Below are 12,841 nucleotides of genomic sequence, written 5' to 3'. Positions count from 1 at the left end.
TCCCTCTCCCGCACGCCGACAGCCCGCCAGACCCTCGATACGAGGCGCAACGGCGCCCCACGAATCGAGAGTGGAGCGAGGCCCCAATGACCGTCTCAACGAACCTGATCCCAGCGCTGCTGTCCGCCGCAGCCGGCCTGGCGATGGCACTGAAAGGAACAGTGCAGGGGCCCGGTCTCATCCTGGGCCTGGCCGCCCTCGCCCTGCCGGCGCTGCGCGTCATCCTTCGTCACCGGTTGCACGTCCGGGCCGTCGCCAAGGCTGAGGCCGCCGACCTGCCCGCCCTCTTCCGCGCCTTCAGCCCCAACGAGGCAGAGCCGGCCCCTCCAGACAACGCCGGCCCATAACGGCGCGGGAGCCTTCCCGGCCACGGTGGCCGTGAACGTCTCCGGTTCCGGCGGTACGTCGGGATGACGTACCGGTGGTGAGCGCCAGGAGCTTGATGTCGTCCGGGCGGGGCTACGCGGTGGAGGCTGGGGTTTCGTGTGGCCGGTAGGGGGCTATTGGAAGTAGTCGGCGTACCGGGGCCCCCTTGACCAAGCTGCCGACGTGCGGGTCCTCCAGCGGGGAGTTTGGTTGAGGCGCCCTCGCCGGCCGCCGCCGCGGCGGTAGGGGCGACGATCGGCGTCGACGGCCAGGAGTGCCATGTCGTGCAGACGGGCGTGAGGGAGGTTTGTCTGTGGGGTGGAGGGCTACGGTGCGGGCTCGTAGGTGACGGTGGTGCCGGAGCAGTCCTCGGCTGTGCCGAGCAGAGCCTGGCGCTCGGCGTCATCCACGGCGAGGTCCCAGCGGAGTTTCGTTCCGACCCAGGTCGCGGCGTAGGTGCAGTGGTAGGCCGCGTTCGTGGGCATCCACTGGGCGGGGTCCTTGTCGCTCTTGGACCGGTTGGAGGCCGCGGAAACCGCGATCAACGTATCCGGGCTGCCCTGGTCGTTGGCATAGGCCTCGCGCCGCTCCGGGCTCCACGCCGTCTGCTCGGAGTCGAAGACTTCGGCGAGCGGCACGAAGTGGTCCACGTCGAGCTTGCCTGCGTCGGTCACCACCAGGCCGTCGTACGCGCTGCGCCAGGTCCCGCCCGACAGCTTGCAGCCGGCCGCGACTGTAGGTGCTTCGACGGCCTCGGCGAGGATGACCTCGCGGCGTGTGTCGCAGCCGTCCGAGGGCAGCAGCCCGCGGTTCCAGTGCTTGTACAGGTTCCGCTTGTAGCCGTCCCGGTGCTCCTCGGCGACGGGGAGCCGGTCGATCGCGTCGAACAACGCCAGTGCCACCCGGGCGCCGGGGGCGCCGGCGGGAGTCTGTGCCGGGGCATACGAGGTGAACGGCTGCTCGTCCACCGGCGTCCCGCCGAGAGCGCTGGCGGGGCCGGTGGTGGCGAGCAGGGGCAGGGCGGCGAGAGCGAGCGCGGGAAGGCCGCGCCTCATCAGGGAGATCATCACGGGTCGTGATGTAACAGCCGCCCCGTGCCGCGCGTGAGAGGGATGACGTTCCGTCACCCGATCGCGGTGCAGGTTCACCTGAAGAAACGGATCACCAGCCGGTCGGTCGCTGGGTGCGGGCTAGCCACGCCGCGTTGCACGATGCAGTCCGGCACGTACGTGACAAAAGGGACGGGTGTCCCCGCTTTTCCAACGCGCGACCGTGTCGCGGAGTGCCCGTCACTCGTGACCCGGGAGACGTAGACTTCCACGCTGTCGAGAAACACGAAGAGAGACCCACTGCAAGGCCGTTGCTTTGGCGGGCAGGCCTGGCGGCGGATCTCTCTCACGTTTCGCGTCCAGTGACGTCCATCCCCCTGTCGAGAGAACGGAGCTTCGTGACGCACTACGAAGGTAACTCACTGGACTGACTCCGACCCGCTGATCTGCGAGGTCCGGCCCCCTCAATGCGCCCGGCCCTGGTTCCGTGCGCCCGAAAAGGAGCAGCAATGCCCAGTGAGAAGCAGCGCGACGTTCTGTCCGTGCTGGTGGCAGTCATCCTCGGCTACATCGGCTACATCCACCCCAGCGCGGTGTCGGCACTGACCCTCGCAGCCGCGGTGTGGGCGGGGATGTGCACGTACCTGAAGGAGTAGCCCACCGCGGTCAGGGGACGTCGCCCTCCCACACCCACGGCCCGTCCGGGCGGCTGAACGTCGGCCCGTACGACGCCCGCCCGCCCGGCCCGTAGGTGCTGTGAGGGGTGATCAGGAAGGCGCCGGCGGTGATCTGGTCGTCGGTCCAGCCGGTCACCTCGAGCAGCTGCCCGTCCAGCGGCCCGCCGGTCAGCTCACGGTAGTCGCGGCCTGGCTGCGGTCCGGCCTCCGGGGTGTCGTGGTCAGTGCCGTACACCCGTGGTTGTTGCGTCATGCGACCAGTCTGGTGCCGGCGTACGGCGGGCCGGGCCGTTCGTGAGTGGCGACGCGGTTTACGGAACGCAGGAAGGCCCCGAACCGAAGTTCGGGGCCTTCCCCACGTCCTGCGCTGTTCTACGGGGCATACCCAGTCCGCAATGCGGGAGCCTTCGATTCCGCATGCTCACAGGAAGCTGACGTACCGGTTGTAGTCCGGCAGGACCTCCTTGCTGAGCATGTCGCTGATGGTGCTGCGACGCAGTCGGCCGTTGCTCCGCGCCTCAAGCTTCCGGAGCGACGGAGAACCAGCCCAGATGTGCACGGCGCGCAGCGCCTCGACGAGGCCCTTGGCCTTGGTCACGCGCAGAGGGTCCGGCTGACCGAACGACGGCACCGTCTCGGCACCGTCTCGACGAGACGCACGGTGGTTTGGCGGCGACGGGGGCGCTCGCCGATGCCGAGGTGCTGCTCAACGCGGTGGGGCGCACAGTCCTGGCCGTAGTTGCGCCACTGCCAGAGGGAACAGCGCGTCTTTTCCCCTGCCCGTAGCGTGACGCCAGACGCCAGACGCCAGACGCCAGAGCAGCGATGCGGTGGTCTCTCCGGGCACCGGCGCGGCCAGGGCCGGGGTGGGGTGGGCCGAAGACGGTGACCATGGGCCTCGGACCTGTCGGTGAGCGGGAGGAGGGGGAGGAGGAGAAAGGCTTGGGGACGGGCACAGCAAGCGGCCCCGGGGCGTCGCCCCGGGGCCGGTGGGTGCTCTTCGGCGGACCAGGGCGGGGAGGCACAACCCCGCTTCCTCCTGGTCCAGCGTCTCGGCCCGAAACCGCTTCTCCATGCGGACGACGGGCTGGGGGACTGCCGAGTGACCCTGCAGCAGGCGCCGTCGGTCACGCGGAGATTGGGGGGTACAACCCCTCCGGTGGCCCGTCCTCGGCCTGCTGCGTCTTCGACGGTACAGGCACCCCTGATGCGTGGTCAACAAGCTTCTACGGGACGCCCGTTAGTCACTCCACCCTAGCGCCGGGCTAGTGACGACCTTGCTGGTCTGATGACAACCCTTGCGTAGGGGTGGTTGATTGCTAGAACCCGGCACTACAGTACTTAAGAAAACTTCTCCTACTAGGAATTACGGCGGTGACCCGGTGCAAGCGGATCAAATGGCAGAAGCGGCTAGGTCGCCCTCGCTGCGCGCGTTGAAGATGGCGGAGAGTGCCGGACGGATCGGACGGCGCAGGGCTCAGGTCCGGTACACCTTCGTCGAGCGCTTCACTCACACCGAACAGCCGCCGCCGATGGCCCGCATGCTCCGTGGCGGCCGCGGCGGCCAGGTCCGGCTCAAGCTCTACCTGAGCTACCTGTGGCTGCAGAAGGAGGACGCGGCCAGGGAGCTGGCCATCCGGCACAGCGCCTGGGCCACGCTGCTGGACCTGCCTGATCCCGAGAAGGCCGGGGCCCGCCGCATCAGCGATGCGCAGGCCTGGCTGGAGGAGCACCGCTTCATTGACGTGCGCCGGACCGGCCGGCTCAACCTTGTCACCGTCCTGGACGAGAACGGCCGCGCAGAGCCCTGGATCGCCCCGGGTGCGGCTGCGAAGAAGGAGAAGGAGACCAGCGACCTCGGCGTACTGCTGCACCGCTACATCCAGATCCCGCAGACCTTCTGGACCCGCGGACACATCGCCGTGCTCTCCGGCGCCGCGGTGGCCATGTTCCTGGCGCTCCTGTGCGAGAACGGCGGACTTGGTGAGGACGTCCCCTTGTGGTTCAGCCCCCGTGACGCCGAGGGCCGCTTCGCCCTGAGCGAGGACACCCGCAGCAAAGGACTGAGGGAACTCGGCAACGCGGGGCTCGTCACCACCAGGCGGCGCCCGGTCAATGAGACCGACTTCCAGGCCGAGGCGCTCTATATGCGCAACGTGCACTTCCTGCGGATGGAACGCCTGTCCGAGACCGCAGCCCTCACTCCCCGGCGCCGCGTAGTGAGGGTTCCCAGGCGGCGCGGGCCCGCTGAGGACGACGAGTAGCCGGCTCGGCCACCGGTCCGGCATCACGTCTGTTGGCCGGGCGGGATCCCGCCCGGCGGGCCGGGACGCCGGGGTGCCCGGCTCTGTCCTGTGCGAAAGCGCCCCGCTTGCGGCGTTGGCTGCCGCCTTAGGGGAACCGCGCCGGGAGGGAAACTTGCTCGATCTTCGAGCTTGCTTAACTAAGGAAACATGAGAAGTAGAGTTAACTTGCCTGTAAGTGGAGCTTGCTTAATCAAGGAAAGTTCCTCAACCAGGCAAATTGTCACTTTAAGTAGCCGTTGGAGTAGATGTGGATCTGAAAAGTGACGGAGAGGAGTCGCCGAGGCAACTCTTCGATACGGGCCTGGAGCAGTTGCGCGGTCTCTTCGGCGAGGGCTGGACGGTTGAGGCGGCCCCCGGCTATCAGCAGGATGCTTCTGACTGGTACACGGACCGCGTCATCGAGATCCGCTCCACCGATCTGGGCCACACCACCCGGTACGTGGTGGACCTGAAGTCCTCACTCACGCCTCGCACCGTCAACACCGAGCTCCTGAGCAAGCTGCACCTGGTCCGTCAGGTGAACTCGTTCACCTCGCTGATGGTCATGGCTCCCTGGATCTCTCCCAAGACCCAGAATCTCCTGCGCGCTCACGGCATCAGCTATCTGGATCTGACCCGCAACGTCTGGATCCGGGCGGACCGTCCGGCCATCTTCATCTACACCGAGGGCCAGATGCGAGCCCCGCGCAGCGCCTCGCCGTCCTCGTCGGCGGTGACCTTGTCGGGCTCGAAGGCCGAACGCCTGGTGCGCATCCTGGCGGACGTGAGGCCTCCCTACCGTGCCAGCGACCTTGCCGAGGCGACCGGGCTCAGCCTCGCCTATGTCTCCCGGCTTCTGGGGGCCCTCGAGGACCAGCTTCTGATCCGGCGCGATGGTCGCACCATCCACACGGTCAACTGGCAAGGGCTGCTGCGCGCCCGGGCAGAGCATTCCCACTTGCTCAACCTGAGTCCCTATAGCGGCTTCATCGCTCCCAACGGCATCGACTACCTACTCAACCAACTCCGCAACGCCTCCGCCTCCCGCCACCTCATCGCCATCACCGGCTCCTACGCCGCACGGGAGGTGGCTCCGCTGTCCGTCGGCGGGCAGCTCATGGTCTACATCCGCCCTGACCACTTCTCCGGCGAATTCGTGGACCATCTCGGGCTTCTTGAGGTGAAGCAGCAGGCTGACGTGCTCTTCCTCGATGCCCACGACCCGGTGGTCTTCTGGAATTCCCGCACTGTCGGCGGCCTGCGGCATGTGGCACTCAGCCAGCTCGCCCTCGACTGTCTCAGCGGTCCCGGACGTCTACCAGCCGAAGGCGAAGCAGTCCTGGAGAGAATGGCCGCCCACGAACAGTGGAGGAACTTGGACATTCACACGATCAAGGACTGGAAGGCCGCCTAAGCTCAGCTGTCCTGTGCAGTGAGCAAGGGTGGGGAGACAATGGCCATAGTTCCTGAAGGCGTGGATGCCCAGCAGCTCCACGTAGTTGCGCGCCGGGTCCTCCTGGACGGACTGACCGCCCTCAGCGACCAGCTCGACGCCCTGACCGTCGTCGGCGCGCAGGCCGTCTACCTGCGCACACCCGAGGCCGCCCTGCGGACCTCTCCCTTCACCTCCGACGGCGACATCAGCATCGACCCCGACCGCCTGCAGAACGCCCCGCTTCTCGATCAAGCGCTCCAGGAGGCGGGCTTCGAGCTGCTGCGTGACAACCAGCCCGGCTTGTGGGCGCGGACTCAGCAGATCGGCGACCGCGAAGTTCCGGTCGAGTTCGACCTGCTCATGGCCAAGGGACTGGCCCCCAGAATCGGCAGTCGCAGTGTCAAGATCCCCCCGCACGGTGTGATGTCAGCGCGATGGGTCCCGGGCCTGGAAGTCGCTGCCGTCGACCGCTCACCCATGACCATCACAAGCCTCGAGGCGTCCGACCCCCGAGCGGTCACTGTGAACGTCGCCGGCCCCGCCGCCCTCCTTGTGGCCAAGGCCTTCAAAATCAACGACCGCCTGAAGCAAGCGGATGACCGCCCCGCACGCCTTGCCAACAAGGACGCCGGCGACGTTCTGCGCATCATCCGAGCCATTCCCGTGGCTCAGGTCGCAGCCACTTTTGCCGGCCTGCGCGACGATCCCCGAGTCGGCGAGATCACCCGGGAAGGCCTGCAGCTCCTCCAAGACATTTTCGGTGGACCCACCACGCCCGGCGTCAACATGGCAGTACAGGCCCTGAGCGGTGACCTGCCCGAATCCACAGTTCGAGCCCTCGCGCCGGCCTACGTCTCCCGCTTGACCTGACGCAGCGGAATCGGCTGCGCTGACGGCGCAGCCGTACCTCTTCGTTGGTGTCCCCGGCAGAGCTTCCAGGATCAACACCGCGATCTCATCCGGTGATGCCGATGCGGGTGAGGGGGTGTTGTTGGTGAGGGTGGAGGATGTGCTGGCGGGTGCGTTGCTGCGCGGCCCAGCGTTTGGAGCGTTCCTTCGGGTTCGTGAGGGCGTCGGGAACTGTCGCGCCACCCGCAGGGGCCCCCGTCGCCGTGTCGTGCCCGTCGTGGTTGTCGTTGAAGGCGCGTGGCTACATCGGCTTCATCCACCCCAGCGCGGTGCCGGCACTGGCCCTCGCAGTCGCGGTGTGGGTGGGGATGTGCATGCACCTGAAGGAGTAGCCCACCGTGGTCAGGGGACGTCGCCCTCCCATACCTACGGCCCGTACGAGAGGCCCGGCCGCCCGGCCCGTACGTGTTGCGAGGGATGGCTCTGTACGCGAGAAAACGGGCGGCACTTCGACGCCGGTTCGGGAGGCGCTGGCGTCGGGCCGCAAAGTTCCAGGCTTGGAGCTGGGGCCTCAGAAGGGCGGTTCGCTAGGATATTGCGATTTCTCGACTGCTTCCGCCCACTCCGTCCCTGGTTGCCAATCTTGGAAGGGATCGTTCCGCTCGGGTTCCTGCAAGGGGTCCGAACCGTTCGTTCGCCAGGCATGCGCAGGAACTCCCGGCGCCGTCGGCCATCCTCCCCGCCCCGCCTGCCCACTCGAGGCTGTCGGCCATGCTCCCAGCCCGGATCCTCTGCTTTGCTGCGCCAGCCCTCTACGGTCTCCTCCCTCAGTCGCAACGGCCGAGACCTGACCTGTGTCTGCAGCGTGCGCCATTTCTGCATCCTCTATCGCCGCCTGCGCTTCAGCTTCGGCGACGGTCACAGGGCGCGTGGACTCCCCACTGCCTGCTTCATCCTTCTGTGCCCATGGATTTGGCATGATCGGTTCCCGTGCTTGATGCGCGGCCTCGACTGCTTCATCCCACAGGCGTTTCACCCGTTGCCCATGGGTGACCTCTGAGTACTCCGGCTCGCCTTGGGGCGACGTCCCATCACGTTCACACAGCACGGTCAGGACTGCTTCTACGGTGGTCCACCGCTGAGGAACGGTCTCGCCGCGCAGCATCTTGCGGATTGTTTCGCGGCTTGCTGAACCCCTCAAGGCGTCATGGCTGGCGATGTCGTCGGCGATCTCGGTCAACGACGGCCTTCCCGCGGCCTTGTACCAGTCATAGAGGGCTTGCGTGAAGCCCCGGACCGGGCCCGGCGGAAGGACCCACTCACTCGGCATGGTGATGAAGCGGCCCATGTTCCCCCCTTCTTCCCCTTGCCACCAGCTGTCCAGCGACGTCCAGAAGAGTCTAGCCACGACAACTGATGACAAGTCACGTCTACCCAAGGCAGTACAAGACCCGTCGGAACAAAGATCGGCTGGACGAGACAACCAGCCCTCCCAGGGGGCGAGGGTTGTGGAGACGGACCAGACAAGTTCAACGACAACACCGCGTACCGCACCGACCCCGAGGGGGACACCATGACCACCGCTCCATCCCCGCCCCAACCCGACGGCGCTCCCGCGCCCGGCCCTGCCGTTCCCGACCGTGAGGCGTGGGTGCTGCCAGTGGCCGTGATCGGAGTGGTGGTCGTGCTGATGGCGTGCGCGTTCGCCGCGTTCCTCGTCCACGCCTATCCGGTACTCAAGGAACCGCTGACGATGGCCGTGGGCATAGCGACGCTGGCCGGACTGCTCATCGCCACGGTGGTGCTGCTGCACCGCAGGCAATGAGCACACGGACGTGGTGACAACAGCCCGCACCGGAGCTCTGCCGGTCCGGAGCGGTTGTGGGCGACGCAGGCCTCGACTGCTCGCCCCGCGGGATGCCCGACGGGTAAGTCGACGATTCCCTCCCGCCTCACGGGAGTGCCCCGGACATGTCGCTGACCAGGTGTTTTCGCGTGCTGGGCTGGGTTGCATGATGCCGTTCAAGCAAGTGAGTAAGGGCACCGCGTACCGGTATTACCTGCGTCAGGTCGCGGTCAGGGACGGCCGTCGGCCACGAGGTAAGAGCCTGGGCCAGGCGCAGGAGGAAGCCGGCGTTCCGCCTGGCGTATGGATGGGCCGCGCCCTGCCCGCCGTCGGCCTGTATGCCGGGGACGGGGTGACCGAGGCGCAGGTGCGCAACCTGTTCGGCGAAGGTCTCCACCCCGACGCCGACCAGATCATCGCCGATTGCCTGGCCGTCGGCGACACCCCGGCTACCGCGGCCAAGAAGGCCCGGCTCGGCTACCGGATCCAGAAGTGGACGGGCATCGACCTCGTCTTCCGCCCCCAGGGCAGCGTCCAGGTCCCTGGGCACACCACCGGTGCGCCGGCTCATCGAGCAGCTGCCGACCTGGGTCATCGAGGAGGTTCTGGCCGTGGCCGAGGTGGAGCATCTCTGGGTCCGCGTCGGCGCCGACAGCGCCGTGTAGTCCGCTCACCACAGTGTGATGGCTGCCCGCTTCCGCCACTACGAGAACCGCGACGGCCAGCCCCTCCTCCACGACCACGTCGTACTGTCCGGCAAGGTTCGCCGCCTGGACGACGCGTGTCCTTGGACAGCGAAGTTAGTCGACGACGACGCTCTAAACTGCGACGACTGAGTTCATTGTCAGCAGGAGTAGAGCTCCGAAGTTGATCGCTAGGGGCGGATGGCGATGGTGCTGACGGTGCCGTTGCCCCAGACGGTGGTGTTCATCATCATGCGTCCGTCCAACGACACTGCGGTAAATTCCGGCACGAAGCGCGTAGTGAACAGTGTCGCGAACCCGCTCCGAAGCTGGGTCACTTCGCTCGTGACCAGGTCCCAATCGTCGAGGAGACGGACCTGGACCCAGGCCCAGCCGTCATCTTCGGGCTCCCCGTCCGCAGGGTGCGTGTTGTAGCCGACGCCGAGGAGGAACTCGCGGTCCTGATTGAAGAGTCCGTATTGCGTTGCCATCCGATACCAACTCGCGTTGACCTTGTCAGCCATATCCGGGGCGTCGACGTCGGCAATCTCGTCCGGGTATGAGTCGAATCGCCCGTGCTCGGGGCGGGCACTCGCGGGTGAGCACCCTGCGGGCAGTGGCGGCAGCTGGACCTCGTCCCGGCGTCGTTGCACGAAGTGAAGCCCGGCGGGTGCGATCAGGGCGGCTATCTCGGTGTCGGTCAGCGTCACGGAGGCACGATAGTCGCAGGCAGATCGCCTGGTGTGCCATGCCATCCGCGACCACTGCACCGAACCCGAACCCCCGGACAGGCCGGCACCACTCACCTACCGCACCTTCACCCCCATTTGGGCACCCACCGCCCCGCCTACCTCGACCACACCCGCAACCCACCGGATCCACCACCGGGCCCAGGCCGAAGTCGCACGCCGTACCGTTCTCGCCCGTACGAAGACTGCGCTCCCGCCACCTCGTGGTCCTTCGACGGCGCCCGCACAGTTTTTCCCGCAGTTGCCGACGGGGCAGTGCTCAACGCCGCGACCAGGACATGCCTCTCGCTGAGCTGGCAGCCGGAACACCGCAGGGCCCCAGTTCTCCGACAGAGATCCAGCGTTCACATGAACGTGAGGGTCCTTCCGTGGCAAATTCGACGGCATGGATCAGGGACTGGCTGCTGCGGTAGCTGGAGTGGCAGGCCTCCTAGGAGCCGTCGGCGGGGCTGCAGTAGGTGGCTTTGCCGCCGTGCGAGGAGCGCGTATTGGTGCCGAGACGAACGCCTGGGCTGTGCGCCAACAGGTATCGGATCAAGCGGCGGCAGAACACGTTCACTGGGTGCGTCAGGAGAGACAAAGGAATTACCGGGAAGTTCTTGATGCCTATGGGGAAGTATCCTCCGAGGCATACGACTTCAGGATGAAGCTACGCGAAGGTTCTTCCGCTACTGAAGAGGAATTTAGAGACCTGAGTAGAACTTTCAACAGGGTTCACGTGACGTGCAGCCACCTTGTTCTGTTGGGCCCCGATTCCGTACATAACTCTGGGAGGTATTTAAGGACATGTGTGGGGAGAATGTACGAAACCCTTAAGTTCTGGTCCGATGAGCTCACGGAGACGCCGTCGCCGACGGAGGAAGAAATGCATGAATACGACGAAGAGGCTAAGGAAAGAGGGGCAGCAATGAAATATGCATATCAAGATTTCATGAGAGAAAGCAGAGACGCACTGCTCGAAATCGAGGGCACTCGGAGATAGAGCAACTATTCCCAGTTTGTGCATCGGCTCATAGACGTCGTGTGATGCGCACTGGGTGTGCAGTTCGAGCTTTCACTGGTGAGGGTAGCGGGGGGCGGGTACCGCGCTGCTCGGGTGTCGTTCGGTCGGTGAAGGTTGGTTGCCATGCGCGTAGGCGTGGGTCCTGTTGCCAGGCAGGCGCGACCCCGCGGGACGGGGAGCGGAGCGCCGAGGAGCGGGCCGAAGCGGAGGAGAACGCGCGTTTCTGGAAGAAAGCGCGGTCAGCCCGCGCAGCCCCCGGAACCCGGGGTCACCGACGATCACGGCTCTGACCCGGCAGACCCGCGCTCATACCCCCTGGGCGCTGCCCGCCCCTGGGATGGCGCACGGCGCCCAGGACATTTCGCCGGAGCGCTACGCCGCCTCGTAGCGGTGCGCGCGGAGGCTGCGCTACTGCACTCACGACGTGTCGCCGAGGAGCTGCTCGGGGTCGGGAAGGCCGGCCCGCCGTAGGAACTCGGCGACGTCGTGGCTGACGTGGGCGAGTCCGGCGATTTGCCCGCGGATGGTGATCCGCCGCCCGCCCGTCCTCGCACATCCCTTACCCGATGCTTGAGCCCAGTGCCAGCGCAGCGATGATCAGCGTTACCGCACCGAACCCGACCAACATCGCCACACCCAGCTCCCGGTGACGGTAGGCCAGGTAGGTGACCAGGCCACCGACCGTCAGGATAAGCAGGCCACCCAAGACGGCCAGCGCGTAGAGCCCCTGCGCAGTCAACGGGTCCCCCCTGCCAACTGCCGGCCACTCAACCCGGGGCCGTGGATCTGATGAAATACAAGATCCAGCGGGCACTTCTCCCTCACCATGGTGATGAGTCCTTTCGTTGGATGGAGGCCTGACGCCCACAAGGGACGACGGCCGAGAGGTTCTCCAACCACGATGAGCGACCAGCACGGTCGAATCGTCCGCCTGAGCGCATCCGGCGAACGTTCGGGGTTATCCGCGGACAACCCCAGCAGGCGTGAAAGCGCAGCTCAGAGCCACAGTTGACTCGACACTCGCTGTCGGGGCTCCGGGGTAGTCCGCGAACAACAGTGAGAGGGAACGGTGGCAGCCGAGAGGCAGCGATCTGGAGGCCGACCGGCCACCGCACCCCTCCAGGGGGCCTGCGAAGAACACCACCAGCTCGTCTCCCTCATGGACCTCTGGCGTGAGCAGGCCTCGCTCAACCGCGCCGAAGTGCTCCGCCGGCTCACCCCCGACCACTTCGGCGGCGAGATGCCCAAGCGCACAGCCGTCTACGCGATGTTCAAGGGCAAGGACATCACCTGGGAATTCCTCGAAGCAGTCGCTGACATCTGCACCGAGACCCCCGAGGACCAACAGGCTCTCTGTAACCAGGCCAAGCCCATCTTCACGAAGTCCGGCAAGGACCCCACCCCTCTAATCAGTCCAGAAGAGACGTCGCAGCAGCAGCTCATCGATGCACTGAGCGAACTCAAAGACGTCCAGGCCGAACTTCTCCGCGTACGTCAGCTCCGTGAAACAAGTGACCAGACCCTCATCGCTGCCAACCAGATGGTGATGATGCTGCTCATGGTCGTCGGCCAGCTGCAATCTCAAATCGCCAGCCTCAACCACCAGATCAACAATCTCGCACCCCGGCAGCCCAATGCAGATACACGGGCCCAGCTCCAAGAGCAGCTCTCCGAAGCCCAGATCCACCACCAGACAGCACAGAGTCAACTCGGGCGAGCTCAGCACGAGCGCGACGATGCCCTAGGCCTCTCACACGTTGCGACAGTCGAAGCACAAGCCCTCACGGAGGAAGCTCAGCTCCTGCGTGAAGTCAACGACCTGGGCGTCGACGAATCACTAGAGATCCCACTCCCACCCCTACCAACCTTTGGCTCAACCAACGGAAATCTCGGAGGGGT

General features: G+C 66.1%; 14 protein-coding genes and 2 pseudogenes. 10 read left to right on the top strand and 6 right to left on the bottom strand.

Going from position 1 to position 12,841, the window contains the following annotated elements; genetic code table 11:
* Nucleotides 1-86 precede the first annotated feature (86 nt).
* Entirely contained in the window at nucleotides 87-347 is a 261-nt protein-coding gene (locus OG521_39660) for a hypothetical protein (GenBank protein WUW26969.1), read from the top strand.
* Between the two features lie 345 nt (nucleotides 348-692).
* On the opposite strand, the gene OG521_39655 is transcribed toward OG521_39660, so the two are convergent.
* Complete coding sequence (locus OG521_39655) at nucleotides 693-1,421, bottom strand: HNH endonuclease family protein (protein ID WUW26968.1); 729 nt, start codon at nucleotides 1,419-1,421, stop codon at nucleotides 693-695.
* 503 nt (nucleotides 1,422-1,924) lie between these two features.
* Between OG521_39655 and OG521_39650 the strand changes: the two genes are divergently transcribed.
* The gene (locus tag OG521_39650) at nucleotides 1,925-2,071 is read left to right on the top strand and encodes a hypothetical protein (GenBank protein WUW26967.1); all 147 of its coding nucleotides are present in this window, start codon (nucleotides 1,925-1,927) and stop codon (nucleotides 2,069-2,071) included.
* Between the two features lie 10 nt (nucleotides 2,072-2,081).
* Here the strand turns inward: OG521_39650 and OG521_39645 are convergent, their stop codons facing one another.
* On the bottom strand, nucleotides 2,082-2,345 hold the full coding sequence (locus OG521_39645; GenBank protein ID WUW26966.1) for a hypothetical protein: 264 nt from the start codon (nucleotides 2,343-2,345) through the stop codon (nucleotides 2,082-2,084).
* A 168-nt stretch (nucleotides 2,346-2,513) separates the two neighbouring features.
* On the bottom strand, nucleotides 2,514-2,690 hold the full coding sequence (locus OG521_39640; GenBank protein ID WUW26965.1) for a hypothetical protein: 177 nt from the start codon (nucleotides 2,688-2,690) through the stop codon (nucleotides 2,514-2,516).
* Between the two features lie 799 nt (nucleotides 2,691-3,489).
* Between OG521_39640 and OG521_39635 the strand changes: the two genes are divergently transcribed.
* The 3 genes from OG521_39635 to OG521_39625 all read left to right on the top strand — a co-directional run bounded on the left by OG521_39635 (nucleotide 3,490) and on the right by OG521_39625 (nucleotide 6,682).
* Nucleotides 3,490-4,356 (top strand): hypothetical protein, encoded by an 867-nt coding sequence (locus OG521_39635; protein WUW26964.1) that lies wholly within the window; start codon nucleotides 3,490-3,492, stop codon nucleotides 4,354-4,356.
* A gap of 289 nt (nucleotides 4,357-4,645) precedes the next feature.
* Nucleotides 4,646-5,791: a helix-turn-helix domain-containing protein gene (locus tag OG521_39630; GenBank protein ID WUW26963.1), complete on the top strand. Its 1,146-nt coding sequence runs from the start codon at nucleotides 4,646-4,648 to the stop codon at nucleotides 5,789-5,791.
* Nucleotides 5,792-5,851: 60 nt separating this feature from the next.
* On the top strand, nucleotides 5,852-6,682 hold the full coding sequence (locus tag OG521_39625) for a hypothetical protein (protein ID WUW26962.1): 831 nt from the start codon (nucleotides 5,852-5,854) through the stop codon (nucleotides 6,680-6,682).
* A gap of 550 nt (nucleotides 6,683-7,232) precedes the next feature.
* On the opposite strand, the gene OG521_39620 is transcribed toward OG521_39625, so the two are convergent.
* Nucleotides 7,233-8,009, bottom strand: coding sequence for a hypothetical protein (locus tag OG521_39620; protein WUW26961.1), 777 nt, complete (start codon nucleotides 8,007-8,009; stop codon nucleotides 7,233-7,235).
* Nucleotides 8,010-8,234: 225 nt separating this feature from the next.
* Here OG521_39620 and OG521_39615 point away from each other — a divergent pair, with 225 nt between their 5' ends.
* From OG521_39615 to OG521_39605, 3 genes and pseudogenes are all read left to right on the top strand, one after another.
* Nucleotides 8,235-8,486: a hypothetical protein gene (locus tag OG521_39615; protein WUW26960.1), complete on the top strand. Its 252-nt coding sequence runs from the start codon at nucleotides 8,235-8,237 to the stop codon at nucleotides 8,484-8,486.
* A 190-nt stretch (nucleotides 8,487-8,676) separates the two neighbouring features.
* A pseudogene (locus OG521_39610) lies at nucleotides 8,677-8,985 on the top strand (relaxase domain-containing protein).
* A gap of 205 nt (nucleotides 8,986-9,190) precedes the next feature.
* A complete protein-coding gene (locus OG521_39605; protein ID WUW26959.1) occupies nucleotides 9,191-9,343 on the top strand; it encodes a relaxase domain-containing protein in 153 nt (50 codons plus the stop codon).
* A gap of 38 nt (nucleotides 9,344-9,381) precedes the next feature.
* Here OG521_39605 and OG521_39600 read toward each other — a convergent pair whose 3' ends face one another.
* Nucleotides 9,382-9,900 (bottom strand): hypothetical protein, encoded by a 519-nt coding sequence (locus tag OG521_39600; GenBank protein WUW26958.1) that lies wholly within the window; start codon nucleotides 9,898-9,900, stop codon nucleotides 9,382-9,384.
* 424 nt (nucleotides 9,901-10,324) lie between these two features.
* Here OG521_39600 and OG521_39595 point away from each other — a divergent pair, with 424 nt between their 5' ends.
* Nucleotides 10,325-10,921, top strand: coding sequence for a hypothetical protein (locus tag OG521_39595; GenBank protein ID WUW26957.1), 597 nt, complete (start codon nucleotides 10,325-10,327; stop codon nucleotides 10,919-10,921).
* A gap of 580 nt (nucleotides 10,922-11,501) precedes the next feature.
* On the opposite strand, the gene OG521_39590 is transcribed toward OG521_39595, so the two are convergent.
* Nucleotides 11,502-11,681 (bottom strand): hypothetical protein, encoded by a 180-nt coding sequence (locus OG521_39590; protein ID WUW26956.1) that lies wholly within the window; start codon nucleotides 11,679-11,681, stop codon nucleotides 11,502-11,504.
* Between the two features lie 420 nt (nucleotides 11,682-12,101).
* On the opposite strand from OG521_39590, the pseudogene OG521_39585 reads away from it, so the two are divergent.
* Nucleotides 12,102-12,841, top strand: a pseudogene (locus tag OG521_39585) (hypothetical protein).

It is taken from the genome of Streptomyces sp. NBC_01463 (assembly GCA_036227345.1).
Classification (GTDB): domain Bacteria; phylum Actinomycetota; class Actinomycetes; order Streptomycetales; family Streptomycetaceae; genus Streptomyces.
This window is presented reverse-complemented; position numbering and strand designations above follow the sequence as displayed.